32 protein-coding genes are annotated in these 22,076 nt (G+C 71.7%); 22 read left to right on the top strand and 10 right to left on the bottom strand.

Annotated elements, in window-relative coordinates:
• Positions 1-238: 238 nt before the first annotated feature.
• The 4 genes from ACLBX9_RS29275 to ACLBX9_RS29260 all read left to right on the top strand — a co-directional run bounded on the left by ACLBX9_RS29275 (position 239) and on the right by ACLBX9_RS29260 (position 2,412).
• A complete protein-coding gene (locus tag ACLBX9_RS29275; RefSeq protein WP_010684232.1) occupies positions 239-823 on the top strand; it encodes a YgjV family protein in 585 nt (194 codons plus the stop codon).
• Positions 824-963: 140 nt separating this feature from the next.
• A complete protein-coding gene (locus ACLBX9_RS29270; RefSeq protein ID WP_447721367.1) occupies positions 964-1,701 on the top strand; it encodes a DUF4336 domain-containing protein in 738 nt (245 codons plus the stop codon).
• Positions 1,702-1,794: 93 nt separating this feature from the next.
• Positions 1,795-2,187: a hypothetical protein gene (locus ACLBX9_RS29265; protein WP_010684234.1), complete on the top strand. Its 393-nt coding sequence runs from the start codon at positions 1,795-1,797 to the stop codon at positions 2,185-2,187.
• Between the two features lie 12 nt (positions 2,188-2,199).
• The gene (locus ACLBX9_RS29260; RefSeq protein WP_010684235.1) at positions 2,200-2,412 is read left to right on the top strand and encodes a hypothetical protein; all 213 of its coding nucleotides are present in this window, start codon (positions 2,200-2,202) and stop codon (positions 2,410-2,412) included.
• 24 nt (positions 2,413-2,436) lie between these two features.
• On the opposite strand, the gene ACLBX9_RS29255 is transcribed toward ACLBX9_RS29260, so the two are convergent.
• Positions 2,437-2,733, bottom strand: a complete 297-nt coding sequence (locus ACLBX9_RS29255; protein ID WP_244625552.1) for a hypothetical protein — start codon at positions 2,731-2,733, stop codon at positions 2,437-2,439.
• Between the two features lie 78 nt (positions 2,734-2,811).
• Positions 2,812-3,090, bottom strand: coding sequence for a hypothetical protein (locus ACLBX9_RS29250; protein WP_010684237.1), 279 nt, complete (start codon positions 3,088-3,090; stop codon positions 2,812-2,814).
• Between the two features lie 169 nt (positions 3,091-3,259).
• On the opposite strand from ACLBX9_RS29250, the gene ACLBX9_RS29245 reads away from it, so the two are divergent.
• Entirely contained in the window at positions 3,260-3,523 is a 264-nt protein-coding gene (locus tag ACLBX9_RS29245) for a hypothetical protein (RefSeq protein WP_447721366.1), read from the top strand.
• Positions 3,524-3,639: 116 nt separating this feature from the next.
• Positions 3,640-3,828, top strand: a complete 189-nt coding sequence (locus tag ACLBX9_RS29240) for a hypothetical protein (protein WP_010684239.1) — start codon at positions 3,640-3,642, stop codon at positions 3,826-3,828.
• A 7-nt stretch (positions 3,829-3,835) separates the two neighbouring features.
• Here the strand turns inward: ACLBX9_RS29240 and ACLBX9_RS29235 are convergent, their stop codons facing one another.
• Positions 3,836-4,081 carry a hypothetical protein gene (locus ACLBX9_RS29235; protein ID WP_447721365.1) on the bottom strand — a complete coding sequence of 82 codons (246 nt, stop codon included), beginning with the start codon at positions 4,079-4,081 and terminating at the stop codon, positions 3,836-3,838.
• Between the two features lie 157 nt (positions 4,082-4,238).
• On the opposite strand from ACLBX9_RS29235, the gene ACLBX9_RS29230 reads away from it, so the two are divergent.
• The gene (locus ACLBX9_RS29230; RefSeq protein ID WP_447721364.1) at positions 4,239-4,406 is read left to right on the top strand and encodes a hypothetical protein; all 168 of its coding nucleotides are present in this window, start codon (positions 4,239-4,241) and stop codon (positions 4,404-4,406) included.
• Between the two features lie 109 nt (positions 4,407-4,515).
• Complete coding sequence (locus tag ACLBX9_RS29225) at positions 4,516-4,749, top strand: DUF2171 domain-containing protein (protein WP_010684242.1); 234 nt, start codon at positions 4,516-4,518, stop codon at positions 4,747-4,749.
• Positions 4,750-4,767: 18 nt separating this feature from the next.
• On the opposite strand, the gene ACLBX9_RS29220 is transcribed toward ACLBX9_RS29225, so the two are convergent.
• Positions 4,768-5,103 (bottom strand): hypothetical protein, encoded by a 336-nt coding sequence (locus ACLBX9_RS29220; RefSeq protein WP_447721363.1) that lies wholly within the window; start codon positions 5,101-5,103, stop codon positions 4,768-4,770.
• A 212-nt stretch (positions 5,104-5,315) separates the two neighbouring features.
• Between ACLBX9_RS29220 and ACLBX9_RS29215 the strand changes: the two genes are divergently transcribed.
• The 7 genes from ACLBX9_RS29215 (at position 5,316) to ACLBX9_RS29185 (ending at position 11,499) form a co-directional block, all read left to right on the top strand.
• Positions 5,316-5,696: a hypothetical protein gene (locus ACLBX9_RS29215; RefSeq protein WP_447721362.1), complete on the top strand. Its 381-nt coding sequence runs from the start codon at positions 5,316-5,318 to the stop codon at positions 5,694-5,696.
• Between the two features lie 178 nt (positions 5,697-5,874).
• Positions 5,875-6,177: a hypothetical protein gene (locus tag ACLBX9_RS29210; RefSeq protein ID WP_447721361.1), complete on the top strand. Its 303-nt coding sequence runs from the start codon at positions 5,875-5,877 to the stop codon at positions 6,175-6,177.
• Positions 6,178-6,515: 338 nt separating this feature from the next.
• The gene (locus tag ACLBX9_RS29205; RefSeq protein ID WP_010684246.1) at positions 6,516-7,061 is read left to right on the top strand and encodes a MucR family transcriptional regulator; all 546 of its coding nucleotides are present in this window, start codon (positions 6,516-6,518) and stop codon (positions 7,059-7,061) included.
• Positions 7,062-7,474: 413 nt separating this feature from the next.
• Positions 7,475-7,741 carry a hypothetical protein gene (locus ACLBX9_RS29200; RefSeq protein ID WP_447721360.1) on the top strand — a complete coding sequence of 89 codons (267 nt, stop codon included), beginning with the start codon at positions 7,475-7,477 and terminating at the stop codon, positions 7,739-7,741.
• Between the two features lie 186 nt (positions 7,742-7,927).
• Positions 7,928-8,932: a phosphatase PAP2 family protein gene (locus ACLBX9_RS29195; protein ID WP_447721359.1), complete on the top strand. Its 1,005-nt coding sequence runs from the start codon at positions 7,928-7,930 to the stop codon at positions 8,930-8,932.
• Between the two features lie 95 nt (positions 8,933-9,027).
• Entirely contained in the window at positions 9,028-9,957 is a 930-nt protein-coding gene (locus ACLBX9_RS29190; protein WP_447721358.1) for an oxidoreductase, read from the top strand.
• Positions 9,958-10,029: 72 nt separating this feature from the next.
• Complete coding sequence (locus tag ACLBX9_RS29185) at positions 10,030-11,499, top strand: protein adenylyltransferase SelO (RefSeq protein ID WP_447721357.1); 1,470 nt, start codon at positions 10,030-10,032, stop codon at positions 11,497-11,499.
• Positions 11,500-11,534: 35 nt separating this feature from the next.
• Here ACLBX9_RS29185 and ACLBX9_RS29180 read toward each other — a convergent pair whose 3' ends face one another.
• Complete coding sequence (locus ACLBX9_RS29180) at positions 11,535-11,750, bottom strand: hypothetical protein (RefSeq protein WP_010684251.1); 216 nt, start codon at positions 11,748-11,750, stop codon at positions 11,535-11,537.
• A 349-nt stretch (positions 11,751-12,099) separates the two neighbouring features.
• Between ACLBX9_RS29180 and osmF the strand changes: the two genes are divergently transcribed.
• The 6 genes from osmF (at position 12,100) to ACLBX9_RS29150 (ending at position 17,025) form a co-directional block, all read left to right on the top strand.
• On the top strand, positions 12,100-13,008 hold the full coding sequence (gene osmF / locus ACLBX9_RS29175) for a glycine betaine ABC transporter substrate-binding protein OsmF (RefSeq protein WP_447721356.1): 909 nt from the start codon (positions 12,100-12,102) through the stop codon (positions 13,006-13,008).
• A 53-nt stretch (positions 13,009-13,061) separates the two neighbouring features.
• Positions 13,062-14,279, top strand: a complete 1,218-nt coding sequence (locus tag ACLBX9_RS29170; protein WP_447721355.1) for an ABC transporter permease — start codon at positions 13,062-13,064, stop codon at positions 14,277-14,279.
• Complete coding sequence (locus tag ACLBX9_RS29165) at positions 14,276-15,208, top strand: ABC transporter ATP-binding protein (RefSeq protein WP_010684254.1); 933 nt, start codon at positions 14,276-14,278, stop codon at positions 15,206-15,208. Before ACLBX9_RS29170 ends, ACLBX9_RS29165 begins: the two co-directional genes overlap by 4 nt.
• A complete protein-coding gene (locus tag ACLBX9_RS29160) occupies positions 15,205-15,948 on the top strand; it encodes an ABC transporter permease (protein ID WP_447721354.1) in 744 nt (247 codons plus the stop codon). Before ACLBX9_RS29165 ends, ACLBX9_RS29160 begins: the two co-directional genes overlap by 4 nt.
• A gap of 256 nt (positions 15,949-16,204) precedes the next feature.
• Positions 16,205-16,417, top strand: a complete 213-nt coding sequence (locus ACLBX9_RS29155; protein WP_039893338.1) for a hypothetical protein — start codon at positions 16,205-16,207, stop codon at positions 16,415-16,417.
• Between the two features lie 164 nt (positions 16,418-16,581).
• On the top strand, positions 16,582-17,025 hold the full coding sequence (locus ACLBX9_RS29150) for a hypothetical protein (protein WP_010684257.1): 444 nt from the start codon (positions 16,582-16,584) through the stop codon (positions 17,023-17,025).
• Positions 17,026-17,776: 751 nt separating this feature from the next.
• On the opposite strand, the gene ACLBX9_RS29145 is transcribed toward ACLBX9_RS29150, so the two are convergent.
• The 3 genes from ACLBX9_RS29145 to ACLBX9_RS29135 all read right to left on the bottom strand — a co-directional run bounded on the left by ACLBX9_RS29145 (position 17,777) and on the right by ACLBX9_RS29135 (position 19,146).
• Complete coding sequence (locus ACLBX9_RS29145) at positions 17,777-18,037, bottom strand: hypothetical protein (RefSeq protein ID WP_010684259.1); 261 nt, start codon at positions 18,035-18,037, stop codon at positions 17,777-17,779.
• A gap of 152 nt (positions 18,038-18,189) precedes the next feature.
• Positions 18,190-18,639, bottom strand: coding sequence for a cupin domain-containing protein (locus ACLBX9_RS29140; protein ID WP_010684260.1), 450 nt, complete (start codon positions 18,637-18,639; stop codon positions 18,190-18,192).
• A 99-nt stretch (positions 18,640-18,738) separates the two neighbouring features.
• On the bottom strand, positions 18,739-19,146 hold the full coding sequence (locus ACLBX9_RS29135; protein WP_010684261.1) for a hypothetical protein: 408 nt from the start codon (positions 19,144-19,146) through the stop codon (positions 18,739-18,741).
• A gap of 330 nt (positions 19,147-19,476) precedes the next feature.
• Here ACLBX9_RS29135 and ACLBX9_RS29130 point away from each other — a divergent pair, with 330 nt between their 5' ends.
• Complete coding sequence (locus tag ACLBX9_RS29130) at positions 19,477-20,025, top strand: PAS domain-containing protein (RefSeq protein ID WP_447721353.1); 549 nt, start codon at positions 19,477-19,479, stop codon at positions 20,023-20,025.
• 20 nt (positions 20,026-20,045) lie between these two features.
• Here ACLBX9_RS29130 and ACLBX9_RS29125 read toward each other — a convergent pair whose 3' ends face one another.
• The gene (locus ACLBX9_RS29125; RefSeq protein ID WP_447721352.1) at positions 20,046-21,302 is read right to left on the bottom strand and encodes an amidohydrolase; all 1,257 of its coding nucleotides are present in this window, start codon (positions 21,300-21,302) and stop codon (positions 20,046-20,048) included.
• A gap of 52 nt (positions 21,303-21,354) precedes the next feature.
• Positions 21,355-22,005 carry an NAD(P)-dependent oxidoreductase gene (locus ACLBX9_RS29120; protein ID WP_447721351.1) on the bottom strand — a complete coding sequence of 217 codons (651 nt, stop codon included), beginning with the start codon at positions 22,003-22,005 and terminating at the stop codon, positions 21,355-21,357.
• Between the last annotated feature and the right edge of the window lie 71 nt (positions 22,006-22,076).

Genomic DNA, 22,076 nt, shown 5'->3' with positions numbered 1-22,076 from the left:
GGTCGCGCGCTTCGCACCGGACGCCGGGCCGGCGTAAGGTCATCTTCGCACGGACTGAGGCACGCGCGTTTCTGTCCTGCTCGAGGGACGGAGGGCGCCGCCGGCTTTCCTGCTGCGGCGCGGTAGCCACGCTCACGCGCCCATGAACGGACGGCGGAGCGCCGTTAACCAACTGATTACCATGCAAACCTAGCGCAACCGGCAGAAACGGCGCCTCCGCGCCGGCTGGGCGCAGATGATGAACGCCGTCGATTTTCTGTCTTCCTGGTACGCCTCGGCCGCGGCACACCTCGATCTGTTCGGATCGCTGGGTCTCTTCCTGGGCTTTACTGCAGGCATCATGCCGCGCCGCGACCGGATTCTCCTGGCCTCGGCGGCCTGCGCGGCCTGTTTCGGCGCCCATTACCTGACGCTCGGGGCGCTCACCGGGATGGCGATGTGCGCGATCTCGGTGATGCAGAGCCTCGTCTCGCTGCGCTGCGTGGGGGCATCCGGGCGCAGCCACTGGGTCCGGCCGCTGTTCGCCGCGAGCACGCTCGCGGCGGCCGGCCTGACGATCGCCACCTGGAACGGCTGGCCGTCCGCCTGCGCGGCGGCCGGCACGCTGCTCGCCACGACCGCGCGCCTGCGCGAGGCGCCCCAGTCCATGCGCCTGCTGTTCCTGGGCGCCTCCCTGTGCTGGGCCGGACACAACCTCCTGGTCGGTTCGGTCTTCGGCCTGACCTGCGACGTGCTGACGATCCTTGGATTGGTGATCGCGCTTCTGCGGGCCTTCCAAGTGCGGGCGGTGGCACCGGCGGGTTCGGACTGCGTCCAGGCATAGGTCAGGTGCCGGCCGGGCGCCTGCGGCCGCAGGACAGGCGCCTGCGTCGATCCATTCGGGAAATCTCGCGCCCTTGGTCAGGTTGCTCGGTCGAGCCGGGGGCATGCGTCGCCCCCGGTAGCATCTGGAGGTTCCCGACCTTGCCCGAGGCGACCTACCCCCCGCTCGACGTGCTCAAGCCCGTAGCCGACGGCGTGTGGATCGTGGACAGCGGTCCGTTGCGGGCCCTGGGCATTCCGCTGCCCGTCCGGATGACGGTCGTCCGGCTCCGTGACGGCCTCTGGCTGCACTCGCCGACGCGCTACGACGCGCGGCTCCACCGGGATATCGCGGCGCTGGGGCCGATCCGCCACTTGGTCGCGCCGAACATCGCTCACTGGACCTACCTGAAGGACTGGCAGACGCAGTGCCCTGAGGCGCTGACCTGGGCGGCGCCGAACCTGCGCCAGCGCGGGCAGGTCCGCCGCTCCGGCCTGCGCATCGACCGTGTGCTGGACGACGCGGCGCCTCCGGACTGGGCGGCGGACCTGCGCCAGGTCGTTGTCCCCGGCGGCTTCTCGTTCCGGGAGGTTGCGTTCTTTCACGGCGCGAGTGGCACGCTGATCCTGACCGATCTGGTCCTCAACCTCGAGCCGGCGAAGATGCCGGCTCTCCTGCGGCCGTTCCTGCGCGTCGCCCGGATGACGCCGCCGCACGGGCAGCCGCCGCCCTACCTGCGCCTCGTGATCCGGCTGCACCGGCGCGCGGCGGCGCGGGCCGCCGCATCCCTGATCGCGCTGAAGCCTGAGCGGGTCGTCTTCGCCCACGGGCTGTGGTTCGCGGGGGATGCGACCGCGCGGCTGCGCCACGCCCTGCGCTGGCTCGGACCACCCGGCTGATCGCCGGCCCCACGCCGGTCCCACCCGGCAGGAACACGACCGAGGCCGCCCGGTTGGCCGATCATGGTTCGGCGGCGCGGAGCAGGGTTTTCCATGGATGATCGGACGATGGCCCGCGGGCTGGCCTGGTTCGGGATCGGCCTCGGTCTCGCCGAGACCTTCGCGCCGCGGCGCGTCGCCGGAGCCACGGGGCTGGAGGGACACGAGACCCTCATCCAGCTCTACGGGCTGCGCGAGATCGCCTCCGGGGTCGCGATCCTGGCGGCCGATGAGCCGGAGCGGCAACTCGGCCTGCGGGTGGCCGGCGACATGCTCGATGGCGGATTGCTGGCGGCCCGCTCGGCGCCGTCCAACCCGCGGCGGGGCCGCACGCTCGCGGCTGCGCTGGCGGTGGCGCCGGTGGTCATCCTGGACACCGTCTACTGGCTGAAGGCCCGGAACAGCCCGCGGCGGCTCCCGCGCAGCCGCGCCGACCTCCGCGACTAGGCCGACGTCGCGATGATCGCGCCCGACGAGGCCGCGACGATCGCGCAGATCCTGAATTCGCAGAAGCGGCTCCAGGCCCGCAACCGGGAGACCTTTGGCCGCCCGGTGCGCGCTTCGCACGGTAAGATCCACGTGCACGCCTATCCCGAACTGGCGCGTCTCCGGCGCGAGGCGGGCGGCCGGCCGAACCGGGAGCCGCGCTCCATCGCCGAGGTGGCCGCCTGAGGCGGCACTGTTCCCGCCTCGAGCTCAGGCCGGGCCCATCCCCACCGAACCGTCCGCCCGGTTGAGGGCGCTCACCCGCGGTCCGCGAAGGCCCGGGTTCTGCTGCTCGAACGCGTCCAGCACCGCGTTGGCCGCGGCGATGATGACGCCCGGCGAACCGCCCGGGATCTCGGGTCGGATGGCCTCGGCAAGACGGGCGAGGACCGTCTGCTCGATCTGCGGATGGTCCGCGCCGGTGGCGTGGCGCCAGTAGGCGGCATACACGTTCTCGGCGATCGTGCGGGCCGCCCGATCAATTTCGGGTGTATCCTGCTCCATCATTCACCTGCGTCTTCGGTCGCGCGCGCATGACCGGGCGGGCATGCGCCGCGATACGAGGGGAATGCCGCTCGCGCGATCTCAGTTCGCTTCCGTCGCCGCCTGCGCCGTGCCGTCCACCGCTTCAGCGCCCTCGAGGGATTTCGCGAGTTCGGTCAGCACCTCCTCGACCATGGGCGGCCAGGGCGCGTTCTGCTCGTCCATGAGGCGGGCGGCGTTCACTAAGGCAGAGATCTGCTCGTCGTAGACCGGCCGCCCCACGAGCTGCGCGTAGCGCACGCGGGCCGCGAGCGCCGTCGCGAGCCGCTGGACCTCCGCGATCTTCGCGTTGGGCGCGCTGCCGCCGTCGCCGTTGCCCATCCGTCATCCCCTTCGGATCCTCGGAGATCCTCATAGGCCATGGTTGCTGTGGCGTCAGCGGGCACCGATGCCGGGATCGGCACGGCCGTCGGTCCGGCGGGCGGGAACTTCGGCGGCTCGGGTGCGTCGGTTTCGCACAGGCAGATGCATGCCGTTCCGGGAGCTTCACATGCGCAGATCCCCGATCCTCACGCTCGCCACCGCCCTCTGCCTGGGGGCCGTCCCCGCCTGGGCCGACCCCGTCAGCCAGACGGGCACCGGCGGCGGCCCGGCCACGGCCGCCAAGGCGCCCCACACCGCCGCGACCGGCCAGACCGTTCCGAACCCGAGCGCCCTCAACGCGAACGAGACCGGCAGCATCGAGCGGCGCGATCCCGTCGAGCAGCGCAACGACGCGATTACCCGGGGCATCTGCATCGGTTGCGCCCGATAGTCGGACGTCCGGCCGGCCGCCGTATGCGGGCCGGCCGGACGCAGTCCGCCCTTGAAGATCGGCGCGTGCTCGACCAAATCTGCGATCCCACCCACATCGCGAACAGGAGTTGACGCGTGGCGAACGAGGCTGTCGATCAGGCGACAGAGAAGACCTATTTCGGCCTTACCCTTTCACAACATTCAGAGCGGATCCGGAAGCTGGCGGCGGAACGCGGCCTGACCGGCGAGACCTTCGACCGCGTCACCGCGAAGGCCGTCGAGATGATCCCGACCATCCGGTTGACCGATACGCCCCAGCGCTAGGGGCCCCTCACCGCTCAGCCCGCAGGCTGTGGATGATGCGGCTGGCGATCTTGCGCACGGCCGCATCATCCCGCGCCTCCCCCTCGGCCCTGTCCCACAGGTGGTCGAGACTGCCCTCGAGTTCGTCCAGCAGTTCCGGATGGCGTTGGGCAAGGAAGCGGATCGTCCCGAAGAGCAGGTGCTCGGTCGCCATCTCCCGGCGGCGGGCCTCGACGATCGGATCCAGGTGCGGGGTGGGATGCAGCTCTGTCATGGAGGCGCAACGATCCTCTGCCGGTCCGGTTCTGCGCGGCCGGCGCGGTGCGACGCCGCGGAGACGGGGCCCGGCGCCGGTACCATCACGGCCCGGAACAGCATCGTTCCGCCCCGGTTTGCCTCCCGCAGGAACTCGTTTCCGTCAGGAGCGCGCGATGGCCGACACGGATCCCGGAAAACCCGGCGATGAGGCGCCACCGGGCGCGCCCGGCACCGGCGAGAATCTCTGTCGCGCCTGCGGCGGCACGGGCAAGGTCGAGGCCAAGACCTGTCCGGACTGTCAGGGTACCGGCAAGGTCACGACCGGCATCGGCGGCGCCTGACGCGAAGCGCCGGCCCGAGGACGGCGCCCGACCGATCGTCGCGGCGCGGCCCCGTGCAGGAACGGTGCCGGACCGGCGCGGTTGTCGTCGAGAAAACCGGAGGTTCTCGATGGTCGATGTCGCGCAGATCCAGGAGCACGCCGAGGTGATCGGCTCGGATGGGGCGCATGTCGGCACGGTCGACCATGTCGACAAGGGCGAGATCAAACTGACCAAGACCGACGCCGCCGCGGGCGGCCTCCACCACTACATCCCCCTCGACTTCGTGCAGTCCGTCTCCGACGGCAGGGTGCATCTCGACCGGCCGGCCGAGGAGGTGAAGCGCGAGTGGTCGACCTCCTGAGCCGACACCCGCTTCGCGTCAGCGCCGCAGCGCGCCGAACCAAGCCGTCAGCGGTTCGACGAAGGCGGCCCAGGTCCGGGTCCAGATCGTCCCGGATCGGCCGTCATCGGCGCGGCGGCCGGACATCAGGGCCGCCACCAGGGCATCCTCGCGGGGCCTGCACTCGTCGAGGGCATTGCGCTCGTCGCCCGCGCGGCTCTGCCCGGGCGGCTGGCGCGTGTAGGCCTCGCGCAGGCAGCGGTGCCACGCCAGCTCCAGCGCTCGCGGATCGCCCTGAGGCGCCGCCGGGGCCGATACGGCGGCAGGGGAAATCAGGACGAGTGTCGCGGACAGGCTGAGCACCGGCATGCGCATGCCCCCTCTATGCCCCATCCGGAGCCCGACCTGATAGAACGGATCGGCAACACTGCGCGGCCTTGGTACCGTAGCCGTCGGATCGGGCTGCCGCGACGCGGGCCCTCATCCGGCGCCGGGAAGGATTTCCGGAGAAGAAACGTCCTTATGCTACAGGCCGGGTTGGGCATCACCGGGTGCCCGAACAGACAACGTGCGCTTACGGGGCTTCGATGCCGAAATCGGATATGCAGCGGCTCGCCTGGGTGCAATTGGCGGCTTGGGTCCTGGTCGCCCTCCTCGTGGTCGTCACGCTGGTGCCGATCGGCTTCCGGCCAGTCGTGACCGCCAATCCCAGCATCGAGCGGACCGCCGCCTACGCGCTCGCGAGCTTGATCATGATGATGGCCTACCCGCGGCACTGGCTCGTGATCCTGGTCGGCAGCGTCCTCTTAGCCGGCGGCCTCGAAGCGGCGCAGACCCTGACGAGCACGCGTCACGGTCGGGTCGACGATTTCCTGGTGAAGGCCGGTGCGGCAGTGGCCGGGGCGGGCGCCGGCCTGGTGCTCAACGGTCTGGCACGCTGGCGCCAGAACAGCCCGGCGCGCGGGTGAACGTGGGCGATGCCGGGTCGGCTTCCTCATGCGTTTCCAAGCGCACTTCCAACTGCGCTTCCACGCAGAGGCGCGCGCCGGTGATCGGCGGCGCGGATAGTCGGGCGGCGGCTGCTTCGTCCGGAAACCGCCGCGCTTCGCAAGCGTTGCCTTAGGGGGCTCTCACGCGAGGTGCTGCATGTTCGGCGCGGCCAAGCTCACGGGACGGTTCTGGTTTCGCAAGACCTGGTCGGGCAAGCTGATCCTGCTTGTCGAAGAAGAGAAGCCACGCTGGTTCAGCCGCAACGGCCTGACCAAGCTTCACTGGCGCGATGCCCGCCTCCTCGACCTGGCGGAGGCGCCGATGCGCACGCTGATGACGCTGGAGCGCACCTACCGGGCGGAATTCGGGGCGGGACCGGCGCGCGTGCTGCAGGCCGTGGTTCCAGCGGGGAAGCGGGGCGCCATCACCACGCCGATCGGGAACGCCGCCAACACCTGAATGTCGCCCGGGAAGGGCGCGGGCCGAGCTGGGAACAAAGCTCGGCCCGCCTGCCGTTCGGCTTCTAGGCCCCCAAGCCGGAGCGACGCCACACCAGACCACGGCGAGGTTAACACATCCTGAATCGGCCGCGGGCAGCCGTGCGCGCGCCGCCGGGTCGGACGTCGGGACACAGTGTAACGCACTTTATCCATCCGCATTGACCAATTGATCTATGTTGGTATTTGGCGGCGGATATGGTAGATAACGACGATAATCAGTTATATTCTGGCAGATAAGGACTTGACTGGCGAGAGGAGACGTCACGTTCATGGCGGACTCCCGTGTGAGAGGCGCCAATGGAAGACAACATTTCGGTCCCGCATCAGGACCAGATCGATTTCGTCGAGCTGACCGCCGATATCGTTTCCGCTTATGTGGCCAACAACTCCGTTCCCGTGCCTGATCTGCCGACGCTTCTGTCCGGCGTCCATGCTGCGCTGACCGGCCTCGGCCAGTCTACGACGCCCGCCGAGCCGGACTTCAAGAAGGCGACGCCTGCGCAGATCAAGAAATCAGTCACGCCGGACGCACTCATCAGCTTCATCGACGGCAAGCCGTACAAGACGCTGAAGCGGCATCTCACCGGGAACGGCATGACCATCGAGCAGTACCGGCAGCGCTACGGCCTCCCGCCCGACTATCCGACCACGGCCTCCAACTACTCGGCGATGCGGGCCGAGTTCGCCCGCAACGCCGGCCTGGGTCACAAGCGCCGGAGCCCGGCCGCGAAGCGCGCCGACGCATCCGAGTCCGTGGCGGCCCCGGAGGCCGATGGCCGCGACGCCGCGCCGGCGAAGGCGGGCAGGGGCCGCAGGACCAAGAAGACCGAAGCGGCCGAGTGAGGATTCCGGCCCGGCGCTGACGGGGGAGGTCGGGCCGGTGTCGCGGCCGTGTCGCCGGACAGTGCTTCCCCTCGGCCGGGCGATGGGACTGCCTTTTGTGGCTGTCCTGGCCGGGGTTATCGTGCGTGTTGTGATCGCGGTCCTCCTGCGGAGACCGGCTGCGCGCCTCGCGCGGCGGACTGTTTCGGGTCTCGGATCTGCCGCCCGCCGGCACGTCAGGGCCCTCCCTGGGCCCGGTTTTCCGGATCTCGAGGGTCGTGGGTCTGGTCGCCAGCCATCGATAGCGCTCGCGGTTGGCGCTCACGCACCCCGGCGGATCCCTGGCGAACCGCGGGTGCCGGGCGGTGGTCCCGGCACGCGGAACGACCCGGGCGGCCCGACCGTTGGCCCGTCATCATCGTCAGGAGCCACGCTTGAACCGGTCGATCCCCACCCTTCTCCTTGCTGCGCTCACTCTGGCCGGCGCGCCCGCGCTGGCGCAGGCACAGGCACGGGACGGGTCCGCGCCCGGCACGGCGCCGAAGGCCGAGACGGCGGGCAAGCCGGCCGCCGACACGCAGGAGCCGGGGAAGACCGCGACCGACGCCGTGACCAACCCTGCCGCCGTGCCGCCCACGGAGGGCGCGGTCGGCACCGGCAAGTCGCCGACCGCCGATACGCCGCCGAAGTCCGACCGGTAGGGTCCCTACGACAGACCCCAGCATGTCCGGGTGGGCCCGCAGGGTCCGCGGGCGAACCAAAGCGGTCGTCGCGAGTCTCCTCAGCGCGGCCGAGCCGTGGCTGTGTCAGGCGAGTTGAGCGGGACCATGCGTCAAGACCGGGTCGCCCCGAGCCCCCGCGAACCCGCCTCCCGCTCGCCAGACGCCTTGCCCGGTGAAGCCGCGTCCGGCCCCTGGCCGAGGCTCCTTCGCCGTCACACATCCGGGATCGCTGCGCCCGATCCGCGGCTCTGGGGGCTGAGCCTCGCGATCATCGCGATCGACACCGTCTGGCTGCGCGTCGCCCATGTCTCGGTCGAGCCCGCCGGTTTCGCCCTCGCAGCCGCCCTCGTGCTCGTGCTCCTCGCCGCCGCCGCCTGCCTCAGCACGGTGAAGTCCGATCCGCCCCTGCGCGGCATGGCTCTGGCGACCGCGTTCCTGATCGTCTTCACGGTCCCGGTGGCGGTGCTGCACTTCCTCGCCGCGGGGCTCGGGCTGCCGTTCGTGGACGGCGCCCTCGTCCGCCTCGAGGCCGCTCTCGGCTTCGACTGGACGGCCTACGTGGCCTTCCTGGCGGAGCATCCCGCACTGTCCTGGTGGCTGGCCCTGGCCTATCATTCCAGCGGCCCCCAGGTCGGCCTCGTGGTGATCGCCCTGAGCGCGACCCGGCGCCTCGGCCGGCTGTGGAGCTTCGTCCGCCTGTTCTCCGCGACGCTCCTGTGCGTGATCGTCCTCGCCGCGCTGCTGCCGGCCCTCGGGCCCTACGCGACCTACGCGCTCCGCCGGATCCCCTCCGAGCCCCTGGAGACGGTCGGCGCGCTCTGGCACCTGGAGCCGGTGGCGCGGCTGCGCGCGGGCACGCTGGACACGCTGGCGCTCGGCGACCTCCGCGGGCTCGCCACCTTCCCGTCGTTCCACGTCTGCCTCGCGATCCTGACCGCCTGGGCGCTCGCACCCCTTCCGGTTCTCGGGCCTCTGGCGCTCCTCCTCAACGCCGCCGTGATCGTCGCCACCATCGGCGCGGGCGGCCACTACCTGCCGGACGTGCTGGCAGGGGCGCTGCTCGCGGGTGCGGCCCTGGCCGTCCGGGCGCGGGGCCGCATCCGCGCGCCGTTCGGCGATCCGGTCTGTGCGGCCCCGGCGCCCGCGACCATCGGCCCGGCGGACGCCTGAAGGCACCGCGGCGGACTCGGGAACTGTGCCGCGAACGGCGCCGCGAACCGCGCCGCGTCCGGGTGATTACCCAGACAGCGGAGGTGCGCGCGACGATGGCCCAGAGCCGATGGACGACCCGCGACATACCCAGTCAGGCCGGACGGCTCGCACTCGTCACCGGCGCGACGAGCGGGCTCGGCTACGAGGCCGCGTTCGCCCTGGCCAGGGCCGGAGCCGAGGTCGTCCTCGCCGCCCGGGACGAGGCCAAGGCCGAGCGCGCCAGGGTCTCGATCCGGCGCCAGTGCCCGGACGCGCGGATCGCGATCCAGGCGCTGGACACCGCCCGCCTCGCCAGCGTTCGGGCCTTCGGCGACCGGTGGCGCTCCGAGGAACGGCCGATCGACATCCTCCTGCTCAATGCCGGCATCGCCGCCGTGCCGCGCCGGGAGGAGACGGAGGACGGCTTCGAGCGCCAGCTCGGCACCAACTACCTGGGCCATTTCGCCCTGGCGGGCCTGCTCCTGCCCTTCGTCCGGCGCGAGGCCGCGTCCCGGGTCGTCCCGGTGGCGAGCCTCGCGCACCGTTCCGGCCGGATCCACTTCGACGACTTGCAGCTCCAGCGCTCCTACGGTCCGCAGCGCGCCTATCGGCAGTCGAAGCTCGCCATGCTGATGTTCGGCCTTGAGCTCGACCGGCGCCTGAAGGCCGCCGGCGTGCCGATCCGCGCGATCCCGGCCCATCCCGGTGCGGCCCGCACCGACGTGTTCCGGCGCGGCGACCGGGCCGGCCCGGTCCAGCGGCTCGCGGGCCACCTGATCTTCTCGGTGATCGGCCAGTCCGCCGCGCAGGGGGCGCTGCCGCTGCTCTACGCCGCCACGGCCCCGGAGGCGGAGGGCGGCGACTATTACGGCCCGGACGGGATCTGGGAACTCCAGGGCCACCCGGCGCGCTCCGACATCGCCGCGCAGGCCCGGGACAGGGCCGTCGCGCAGCGGCTCTGGTCCGTGTCGGAGGACCTAACCGGAATCGCCTGCACCGTCTGATCCGACCTCCGGGCCGCCATCCGGGCTGCGGCCCGGCTTGCTCGTCCGCATCCTCCTCCATAGATCCCCGCGATGACGGCACTTCCTTTCGACAACAGCTACGCCCGCCTGCCGGAGCGCTTCTTCGCCCGCCATGTGCCGACCCCGGTGGCGGCGCCCCGCCTGATCCGGCTGAACCGCGCCCTCGCGGAGGAGCTCGGCCTCGATCCGGACTGGCTCGCGGGGCCGGAGGGCGTGGCGGCGCTGGGCGGGAACGGCGTCCCCGAGGGGGCCGACCCCCTCGCCGCCGCCTATGCCGGGCACCAGTTCGGCCAGTTCGTGCCGCAGCTCGGCGACGGCCGCGCACTCCTCCTCGGCGAGGTCGTCGACCGGAACGGGCGCCGCCGCGACATCCAGCTGAAGGGCTCGGGGCCGACGCCGTTCTCCCGGCGCGGCGACGGCCGCGCGGCGCTTGGGCCGGTGCTGCGCGAGTACCTCGTCAGCGAGGCGATGGCGGCGCTCGGCATCCCGACCACCCGGGCGCTCGCCGCCGTGGCGACGGGCGAGCCCGTGGTGCGCGAGACGCTGCTGCCCGGTGCGGTGCTGACCCGCGCCGCCGCCAGCCACATCCGGGTCGGCACCTTCCAGTTCTTCGCGGCCCGGGGCGACGTCGAGGGCCTGCGGGCGCTCGCCGACCACGTGGCGGCCCGGCACTATCCGGAGGCCGCGCGGGCCCCGAACCCCTACCGGGCGCTGCTGGAGGCGGTCGTGGCCGCGCAGGCCGAGCTGGTGGCGCGCTGGCTGCTCGTCGGCTTCGTCCACGGGGTGATGAACACCGACAACATGTCGGTGGCCGGCGAGACGATCGATTACGGGCCCTGCGCCTTCCTCGACGCCTACGATCCCCGAACGGTCTACAGCTCCATCGACCGCAACGGCCGCTACGCCTACGGGGAGCAGCCACGCATCGCGCTCTGGAACCTGACCCGCCTGGCGGAGACCCTGCTGCCGCTGCTCGCGTCCGACGAGACCGCTGCGGTCGCCGAGGCCGAAGCGGCGCTCGCCGGCTACGCGCCGCGCTTCGAGGCCGCCTATCACGGCGGCCTCGCCCGCAAGATCGGCCTGTCCGAGCCGCGCGATGGCGACGCCGCCCTGGCGGGCGACCTCCTGAAGCGGATGGCCGAGAACCAGGCCGACTTCACGCTGACGTTCCGCAAGCTATGCGCCGCCGCGGAGCGGTCGGAGGCGGACGGAGCGGTGCGCGACCTGTTCGTCGATCCCACCGCGTTCGACGACTGGGCCGGGCGCTGGCGCGCGCGGCTGTCGCAAGCCGACCCGGCCGCGACGGCGGCCGCGATGCGGGCGGTCAATCCCGCCTTCATCCCGCGCAATCACCGCGTCGAGGCGATGATCGAGGCGGCCGTCGAGCGCGGCGACTTCGGGCCGTTCGAGGAAATGCTGGCCGTGCTGTCGAGTCCCTACGCGGATCAGCCCGGTCACGCCCGCTACGCAGAGGCGCCCGCGGGCGGCGGTGTCGGCTACCGGACGTTCTGCGGCACCTGATGCCCGCCCGGCGCCTCGACCGCCGCCGGGTGCCCTCAGGGTTGGGGCCAGGTGTAGATCTCGTGCACGGTGCCGGCGGACCGGAACCAATGGACCCGGGTCGCCGGGTTGAATCCGTGGTCCCGGTAGGAGCTGGCGATCCCCGACACGAGGGCCGCCGCCTCGGCGAAATCCGGGATGTCGTAGGCCAGGAGCTGCGGCGCCGTTCCGTCCGCTCCGGCGAGATCGCGTACGAGGATCGAATATGACATATCCGTCACGTCCAACGAGATGAATACTGATATTACATCATATGTCATTTCAATCGCTGTCGTTCACCTCGGATGAATATCAAGGTTAATCGATTTTAATCGAATTTGGACGATTTGTTTGAATGTCTGGTAGGCCGGGCCGCCGCCGACAGATCGCGCTCGGACCGCGGCCCCCGTCCTTTCCGGCGCCGGCCCGAGGGGCAGGCGGGTCGCGGGGCGTTTCGACCGAGAGACGCGATCCCCCGATGCCGGATGCCAGTTCGGTCACGGCTCCGGAGCGGCCAACACGGCGACCATGCTATCGATCCGCGCGGCCACGGCCTGCGCGCGCACAGGAGATCCCGGGACGATGGTGAAGCGGATCCTCGCGGGCCTCGTCGCGTTGTGGCTCGCCGTGCCCTGCGCCTGGGCAGGCGGCGTCGTGGTCGCCTCCAAGATCGACACGGAGGGTGGCGTCCTCGGGTCCATCATCCTCCAGGCTTTGCGGGCGAACGGCATTCCGACGGTCGACAGGATCCAGCTCGGCGCCACCGCGATCGTGCGCCAAGCGCTGATCGAGGGCCAGATCGACATCTACCCGGAATACACCGGCAACGCGGCCTTCTTCTTCGGCCAGCAGGCCCTGCCGGTCTGGAAGGATCCGGCGGCGGCCTACGAGACCGCCAGAACCCTGGACCGGAAGGCCAACGATCTCGTCTGGCTGGCGCCGGCCTCGGCCAACAACACCTGGGCGATCGCGGTGCGCGCCGACATCGCCGCGGCCAACGGCCTGAAGACCATGACCGATCTCGGCCGCTACGTGGCCGGTGGCGGGTCGATCAAGCTCGCGGCATCCTCGGAATTCGTGGCCGCGCCGGCCGCCCTGCCGGCCTTCGGCAGGACCTACGGCTTCGCACTCAGGCCGGATCAGCTCGTCATACTTGCGGGCGGGGACACCGCCGCCACGATTGCGGCGGCGGCGCGCGGCACCTCCGGGACCAGCGCCGCCATGGTGTTCGGGACCGACGGCAGCCTCTCGGCCGCCAAGCTCGTGGTGATGGACGACGATCGGAGCGTCCAGCCGGTCTACCAGCCCGCCCCGGTGGTCCGGGGGACGATCCTCAGGGCGCATCCGGAGATCGCGACCATTCTCGACCCGATCTTCCGCCGGCTCGATCTGGCGACGCTGCGGGACCTCAACGGCCGCGTGCAGCTCGCCGGCGAGCCGGCCTCCTCCGTCGCGGCGGATTTCCTCAGGCGCAACGGCTTCGTGCCCTAGGTGTGGACGGGGACGGCGCGCTCCGCGCGGGCGGCCGTGATCGGAGCGTGGGGATGGACGGAACCTCTGTGACGTGGAAGCGCCCGGATCCGGGCGGACCCCTGCTGGGCCTGTTCCGGCCCGGCCTCGATCCGCTGGGCTCGGTCTTCGCGGTCGTGATCGGCCTGAGCGTCCTGGTTCTGCCCTTCGTGACGGCCCGGCCGAACCGAATCGCGGCGGGGACGTCCCTGATGCCGTGGACCGCCCTACCGTCCGGCCAGGCCCTCGCCTTCGGCATCCTCCTCGCGTTCGCCGCACCGTTGCTCGCCCTGCGGATCGACCCGCGCCTGCGCGCCGCGGCCGGTGGCGTCACGCTCCTGATGCTCGGCCTCGCGGCCGGCTGGGCGGCCGATCACCTGACCGCGCCCGGCGACCGCTACGGCCGGGTCTCGCCGGATGCGGGCTGGTGGCTCGGCTTCGCGTGTGCCGGCCTCGCCCTGGGCGACGGGCTGGCGCGCCAGCGGCCGGGGCCCGTGATCCGGATCGCGCTGCTGGCGGCCGCTTCGCTCCTGGCGGGGCTCGCCCTGCGCTCCGGGTTCTGGGACCAGCTCTCGGTCCTGCGGGAGTACGCGAGCCGCTCCGACACGTTCGGCCGCGAGGTCCGGACCCATGCCGGCCTCGCCCTGTCGTCGGTGGCAGCCGCCGCAGCGTTCGGCATTCCCGCCGCCATCGTGGCGCGGCCGGTCCCGGCGCTGCGCACCGCGCTGCTCGCGATCCTCAACGTCGTGCAGACCATCCCGTCCATGGCGCTGTTCGGGATGCTGATCGCCCCGCTGGCCTGGATCGGCCGGACGATCCCGGGAGCGGGCGATCTCGGCATCGCGGGGATCGGCCTCGCGCCGGCCTTCCTGGCCCTGTTCGCCTACGCGCTCCTGCCGGTGGCCGCCGCCACCGTGGCCGGCCTCGATGCCGTGCCCGGGCCGGTGAGCGACGCGGCCCGGGGCGTCGGCATGACCGGGCGGCAACGCCTCCTCCAGGTGGAGCTGCCGCTCGCCCGCCCGGCGATCCTCACCGGGATCCGAATCGTGCTCGTGCAGAACATCGGCCTGGCGGTGATCGCGGGTCTCGTCGGCGGCGGCGGGCTCGGCGTTTTCGTCTTCCAGGGCGTCAGCCAGAACGCGGGCGACCTCGTCCTGCTCGGGGCTCTCCCGACGGTCGCCATGGCGGGCGCGGCCGCGATCCTGCTCGACGCCGTCATCGATCTCGCCCGCCCGCGGGGGGAGGGGCCGTGATCGAGCTCGCGCAGGTCAGCCGCACCTTCGGCGCCCGCACGGTGGTCGCGGAGGTCAGTCTCCGGGTCGAGGCCGGCGCGATCCTGGCGGTGGTCGGCACCTCGGGATCGGGCAAGACGACCCTGCTGCGGATGATCAACCGCCTCGTCGAGCCCAGCGCCGGCATCGTCCGCGTGGCCGGCCGCGACGTCCGGACCGTCCCGCCGCACGTCCTGCGGCGGGGGATCGGCTACGCCATCCAGGGGCACGGGCTCTTCCCACACCGCACCGTCGCGGAGAATATCGGCACCGTCCCGCGCCTGCTCGGCTGGGACCGCGGGCGGATCGCCGCGCGGGTGGACGAACTGCTGGGCCTGTTCCGCCTTGAGCCGGCGCTCTACCGGGACCGCCTGCCGGGGGCGCTCTCGGGCGGCGAGCAGCAGCGGATCGGCGTCGCCCGCGCGCTGGCGGCCGAACCGCCGATCCTGCTGATGGACGAGCCCTTCGGCGCCCTCGACCCGATCATCCGCGGCCGGGCCCAGGAGGATCTGCTGGCGCTCCAGCGGCGCTTCCGCACCACCATCGTGCTGGTGACCCACGACATGAACGAGGCCCTGCGCCTCGGCGACCGGATCGCCGTCATGGATGCGGGGCGCCTCGTGCAGGAGGCCAGCCCCGCGGCGCTGATCGGCGCGCCCGCGACCCCGTTCGTCGGGGCGCTCCTCGGCGGCGGAGACCGGGCGTTCCAGCTCATGGGCCTGCGCGCGGTGGACGCTCTCGTCGAGCCCGGCGCGGCACCGGGTGCGCCGATCCCGGCCGGGACCTCGGTGCGCGCGGCGCTGGCCGAGAGCCTCTGGTCGCGGCGCGATGCCCTTCCGGTCAGTCGGGACGGCGTGGTCCTGGGCCGGGTCACCCGCGCGGCCCTCGAAGCGCAGGGTGCCGGGCCGTGAGGTGGGGGCCGGTCCTCCTGAAGCTCGCGCTCCTCGTCCTGCTCGGCGCCTTCCTGATCGCGCCGGAGGCCTTCGCGGGTCTGTTCCGGCCCTTCGCCCCCGGCGACACCCCGCCGATCTACGTGCAGACGCCGCTCCTGACGCTGGCGATCAACCATCTCCTGCTGGTCGCGGCCGCCACCGCGGCGGCCAGCCTCCTCGGCGTGGGCTTCGCCGTCGTGGCGACCCGCCCCGCCGGGCGCGACGTCCTGCCCTTCGCCCGGGCGGTGGCCAATCTCGGCCAGACCTTCCCGCCGGTGGCGGTCCTGGCTCTGGCGGTGCCGGTCGTAGGGTTCGGCACCGTCCCGACCCTGATCGCGCTCATCCTGTATGGGCTGCTGCCCGTCTTCGAGACGGCGCTGACCGGCCTCGGCGGCCTCGATCCGGCGCTGATGGAGGCAGCCCGCGGCACCGGCATGACTGATCGCCAGCGGCTCGTCGCGGTGGAGTTGCCCCTCGCCCTTCCGATGATCCTCTCCGGGATCCGGGTTTCGGCCGTCATCGGCCTCGCGACCGCCACCCTGGGCTCGACCGTGGCGGCCAGCACGCTGGGCGAGGCCATCGTCTCCGGCCTGCTCACCGGAAACACAGCCTACGTCCTGCAGGGCGGCCTGACCGTTGCGGCAATGGCGATCCTGATCGATGCGGGCTTTCAGAACCTGCAGCTCAGGGCCGCGCGACGGGCTGGATTTCCTTCCTAGAATCGGCTAGCTGTCGGGCAGGATCGTACGCGCGGTCCTGGGGCGTGGAATCCCCTGTCTGATGGTTGGGGCCGACCAGAACGGCACCGCATCCTTGACCATACGGTCGGGGAGCCTGCGGCGTATGTCCAGGCGTCCCGGCGCTAAAGGTCGCAGGGACCGTTCAGACACGGTTTTCCAACTCCCCGACTCGGGATGGTCGAAGGCTTGTTTGCGGGGGCGTACCGCAGACCAGCGCCAGCCGGGGGAATGGGCCGTGGGTTCCAGCGATCCCGAACTGCGGATGCGCCAGCTCGCCGAGCTGCGTGCGGCCTATGACGCCAGTTCCGGCCTGCCGGACGATCACACCGGCCGGGGTGCCGCCTGGCACTCGAAGGCCCTGCTGGAGCACATCCTCCTCGTCCTGGGCGGATTGCGAAACGACGCGGGCGGGTCGGGCACCCCGGGCAAGGCGGGGCCGGAGGCTTGAGCAGACTTGCATCGGCAAGCCAACGCGTCATCCGCTGAGATCCTGGATCGGTCGCAGTTGCTCGTCGCGGAACCGGTGCCCCTCGCGAAACCTGCTCCGGCATATCGTGGCCGGACGTGGCTCGGCGAGACGAGCGGTCCACCTCGGCGTAATGAGCCCTGGCCATGACACCTGTCGATCGAGCCCGGCTTGAGAAATGTCTCGCTCTGGCCGAACACGGCGCCACGGCGGGCGAGCGTGAGGCCGGCCTCGCCGCCGCCGCCCGCATCGCCGCCGGCGCCGGCCTGACGCTCGCCGCGGCGGCCCGCGCAATCCGGCCGCCGCGGGTCGCGTCCTCGGCGTCCCGGCCGGCCCCGCGGCGGACCTACGCCTGGGCCGAGCCCAAGCCGGAGATCGAGCCCGTCACGGTCGAGGAACTCCAGCGCCAGAAGGCGCAGACCGAGGCGTGGCGCAAGCGGGCGGCGGCGGCTGACGCGCGTCGGCGCAGGCGTGAGCGCGCGGAGCAGGACGCCTACGCGGCCGAGCAGCGGGCCAAGCAGGCCGAGCGTGATCGGGACTGGGCACGGGCCCGCGCCGGCCTTGTCGTCGGGGCCACCGACGACGTCTGAGGAGGTTTCGCAAAAGGGGCCGCCAACCTCGCGACGAAAGCCGGCACCCGACCAGGAATCCACGCGGATGGCGGGTCGGCTGGTCCAAGCTCCAGGATAGGATCCGCAGGACGGTGTTCGGACGGATCCCATCCAAACCCCGCATCCTGAGGTGGCTGACCGTGCATCGTGCGGCTGCCGATGAAGATCCGCTCAGGATGCCCGGCGCTTCCGGCGGTGTGTCGCGCCGTGCGGGTGCTGTCCGCGGTGCGGCGTGTGAAGCCGAGGCGACGGCGCGGGCGGTGCTGGCATGGCGGCGGGTGGTGTTGGCGTGGCGGCGGGCGGTGCCGGCGCGACGCCGTCATGGGCGGCGATGACCCGGCGCGCCTCCTCAATGCTCATGTCGCACGCGCTGGTCATGCCCTGCAGGGCACCCAGGGCGCGATTGTATTCGGGCAGGTTGGCGCAGCCAGGAATGCCCCATGCCCAGGCCGCAGACGGAGCATGTCCGAGTGTCGCCAGCACGATCACGGCGAGAGCCTTCCGTGGCACGGCCTGTCCTCCCCTGAGCCGGGGCCCGGTTCCACGGGCCGCACGCAGGGATAATGCCGTTGTCCCCGCGAAGGCTTCGCGCGGACCGAGGACCTGTCGCCGCTCCCGCGCCGCCGGAGGCGAACGGGGACGCAGCGGCACGGAGCCGCCGGATCCGCTTCCCGGAGCCGGATGGAGACCCAAGCCTGTCGGGTCCTGCACCGCGCGCGGCGCCGTGCCGTCAGGCGGCTTCGAGCAGGAAGTTGGCGCGCCGGAACAACAGCTCGCGCCGATAGAAGTAGATGCCGCCCTCGCGCATGGCCTCATGCGCCCGGTCGATGTCGAAGCCGAAAGGCCGGTCCCGCGACGTGTCGATGCAGCTCACATAGGTCCACCGGACGCCGTCGATCATCGACGGGATCGGCTGGTCCTGACGGACAGCGCAGAACTGCTGTTCGTCCGAAGCCTTGGCGAAGATGTAGAACGTCTTCCGCGCGCACATCCGAACCTCCAGAACAATCCGGGGTGTATCCGCAACGCAACGGTCAAGCTATAATACGATTCGGGCCGAATGGTCAAGCTTCTGCCATGTTTCCGCCACGGATGTGGCAAACCGAGCGCCCGGATGGCCCGCGGCCCGGCGGGGGCGGCGGGTCACTCCGCGGCCTCCTGGAGCGGCTTGCCCTTGTCGACGACGTAGACCGACAGGATCTTCAGGGTCCTGTCGCCGGCGACCGTGTAACCGGCATGGGGCACCCCGCGCCGGTTGATGCCGTGCTCGCCCGCCGGGCGCTCCTTGGCTTGCTGGCCCGGGACCTGGGCCAGCGCGCCCTCGAGCACGTAGTAGGCCTCCTCCCCGTTGTGGAAATGCCGCCGCGATGTGGCGCCCGGCGGGATCTCGACGAGCTGCATGACGATCTCCCGGGTTTCGTCGCCGGAGACCGGCGCGCGGCCGAGTTCGGTCCGCTTGACCTCCTGGGCCGTGGCCGCGCCGGCGAGGAGGAGGGTGCCGGCGGTCCAGAGGCAGGTGCAGAGACAGATGGAAAGGCGGGCGTGGGCGATCGTGGGGCGGCGGTCCATGGCATCCTCCATTTCGGGCAGCATGGCACGGTCCCGCCGGGTCGAGAACGACCGGATCTGCGCCCGCGGTTACAGGTCCCGGAGAAGGCTCGCGGGCCGCCCTTCGCGCCCGCCGGCCTGCCGCTACAGGCAGCCGACACGCCTCAAGGCTCCGATCAGCTTCCGGCCGACGCGGTATCCGTTCAGCGACTCGGCGCCGAGGATGCGGACCGTCTCGACGCCGTCGGTCCGATCGTAGAGGAACAGGTGGAAGTTCTGTTCGGTCCGGTCTGGAGCGGCCGCGCTGACCTGCCCGCAATACGCGACCCCCTGGCCGGCCTCGGCCGGGATCGGCCGCACCTTCCGGAAGCGGACGAGCCACGCCTCCGGGAAGGCGGCGGCGACCTTGGCGCGCATCTCCGATTCCACCGAGGCCTCGAAGCCCGGAAGGTCCGGGCCGATCAGCCCGAGGGCATCCTGTCCGCGGCCGGCGGCCGGGACGAGCAGGGCCGCCGTCGGTCCCGCGAGCGCCGCGAGGATCAGCCTCTTCACGACGTCGAACCCGCCGCCGGAAGGGAGCGCCCGTCGATCCCCGCGGACACCGGGACGGCTTCACTCTCGACGGGTCGTTGGCTCATCCAGTCCTGAGCAGGATTCGAGCGACGGATGACGTACATTGGACCACGAAGACGGGTTCGGCAAAGCCGAAACGTCTGTCGGGCAATGCGTCGGGCCGCCGCTGTAAACCGCAGGCGTCCGGCCTCGCCCGGCGAACGGAGTCTCATCGCCGCGGAGCGTGGTAATCGTGCACTGGGGCTGCAGTACCGGCTTATGATAGCACAAGATATCCGGATCGAGGACGACGGCCCTTCAGGCGGCACGATGATCGACAGCAGTTTACATCTGAGACAGGCTCTGTTCGCTGCCGGCGTTGTCGGCATGTGGTACTGGCAGATCGCCGACAACGGTGTCGTGCTGGATCACGGTTCGGCGGAGCTATTGACCGGCAATGCCGATCTGGCCGGTCAAGTCTTGGATCTGGATACCTCGTTCGCCTGCCTGCACCCGGACGACCGGGAGCGGGTCCTGGCGCAGGTCGATGAGCATGAGCGGCGCGGCGGAACGAACGTGATGGCGTATCGGGTCCGCTCGCCGGAGGGGCGCGTCCGGACGCTGCTGGACCGCGGGCAGGTTGTCGAAGGCCCCAACGGCGCGCGCACCGGCTACGGCGTCCTCCTCGACATCACGGACCGGCTGCCCCCGGTCACCAGCGCACTCGCGGATGTCGCGGATCGCTGCCTCGGGTTGCGGGACGTCCTGCTGCGGCACGGCACGCCGAAAATGCAGCTGCTGCTCGACCTGCTGTTGCTCGAGATCGGCATTGAACTTGCCGGCCCGGGTGCGGACGCGAACGCCGCGCGCTTGCAGTAGCACGCATTCGCGTGCGCGCCTCACCGCCTCTGAGGCGGCAGGGGCGCGGTTCCGAACCGCGCCGATGAGATCGGCGACTCCAAGGTGCGGCGGTCGACGGCAACGACGCCCTGAGCCACGACCAGGATCGGCTCCTGACGCTCGACGATGACCTGCGGCGCGCAGGCGGCGTCGAAGGCCACGAGGTCGGCCCGCAGGCCGGGCGCCAGAATCCCCGGGCCGAGCCCCAGGACTTCCGCTGGCACGGCGGTGATCGGGTCGAGGAGCGCCGTCAGGTCCGCGTCGCTCCGGAGATCGAACCGGTAGGCGGCGAGCTGGGCCCGCGCGACCATGCTGGTGACCGAGGACGGGTTCCAGCAGTCGCGGACGTTGTCGGTGCCGAAGCAGACCGCCACGCCGAGGTCCCGAAGACGCGGGATCGGTGGGCAGCGGCGCCCGCCCGGCACGCTGCTGAGGATCGCGACGCCCGCCCGGTTCAGGGCCTCGGCGGTCCGGCCGAGCCGCCGGTCGTCGGCGTCCGCGAGGGCGAAGGCGTGGCTGACGGTGACCCGCCCGCCGAGCCCGGCGGCGCGCGTGCGGGCCACGATCGCGTCGATCTCGTCGAGGCCGGCCTCCCCCGCGTCGTGCAGGTGGATGTCGATCCCGCGCCCGTGGCGCTCGGCCAGGGCGAAGACGGTGTCGAGCGGCCCGTCGCGATCCCCGTCGATGCCCACCGGATCGAGGCCGCCGACGAGGTCAGCCCCCATCCGCAGGGCTTCGTCGAGGTACGCCGCCACCGGCGGGCAGCGGAGGATCCCGCTCTGCGGGAAGGCGACGATCTGGATCTGCATCCGGTCCGACCAGCGCGCGCGCAGCGCGAGGATCTGCGCGAGGTGATCGAGCCCGGTCACGTCGTCGATGTCGACATGGGTCCGCAGGCTCGTGGTTCCGCCGCGGATCATGCGGTCGAGGAGCGCCTCGGCACCCTGGCGGGCGAGGGGGGTGCGCGCGGCCCGGCGGAAGGCCTTCTCGTCCGCGATGATCGCCCGGACGGATCCCTGCGCCCGGTGCGGCCGCCAGTCCAGGCCGAGCATGCACTTGTCGAGATGGACATGCCCATCCGACAGGCCCGGCAGCACCAGGGCCCCGGCGAGGTCGATGGTGCGGCCGGCGGGCGGCGCGGGCGCGTCGGCGTCGAGCAGTGCCGCCACGCGCCCGGCCGCGACGTCGATGGCGATGGTGCCGCCGTCGGTGGCGGTGGCGTTGGCCAAGCGCAGGTCGCACGGAGCGTCTGGCATCGAATCGGATCCCGGCATCACGCTGATCCTCCCCTCGCGGGCGCCGCGGCTGTCAGAACGGGAAGGCATGGTTGATCAGCACGACCGCCTTGCGGATCTGATCCGTGTCCGCGATCTGCCGGACGATGAAGTGGGCCACGTCGGCCCGCGCGATCAGCCCGTTGCGCCACGCGGACGGCACGTCGAGCACGCGGTAGCGGCCGGTCGCTCCCCCTCCGGTCAGCACGCCGGGCCGGACGAGCGTCCAGTCCAGGCTGCTCCGGCGGATGCGCATCTCCTGAGCGTCCTTGTCGTCGTAGGCGCGGCCGAACACCAGCCGGAACGGCAGGCGCTGCAGCAGTCCGATGGCGTCGCGGCTGTCGCCCGCGCCGAAGCCCGTGACCGCGATCAGGCGCCGGACCCCGGCCTTCTCCATGGCGGGAACGAGGAGGTTCGTCGCGTCGGAGAACAGGCGGACCGGGGCGAGCAGGTCGCGGCCGGGAACGCCCAGGGCCTGGACCACGACATCCACGCCGTCGAGGGCGGCCGCGATGTCGGGCGCGTTCAAGGCATCACCGGGAAACCGCTCCACGCTCGGCGCGGACACGGAGATCGCGCTCGCCGAGCGGGCGAAGGCGCGCACGCGATGGCCCGCGGCCGAGGCTGCCTTGACCGTCTCCAGGCCGATGCCCTGGCTGGCTCCGATGACGAGGATATGGGCCATGAGGTGATCCTTTCTCGGTACCGGCAGCAGAGCGCAGGATGCGGGCCGGCGCCATGTGGCCGCTTGCCCTG

The organism is Methylobacterium sp. A49B (assembly GCF_053346215.1).
This window is presented reverse-complemented; position numbering and strand designations above follow the sequence as displayed.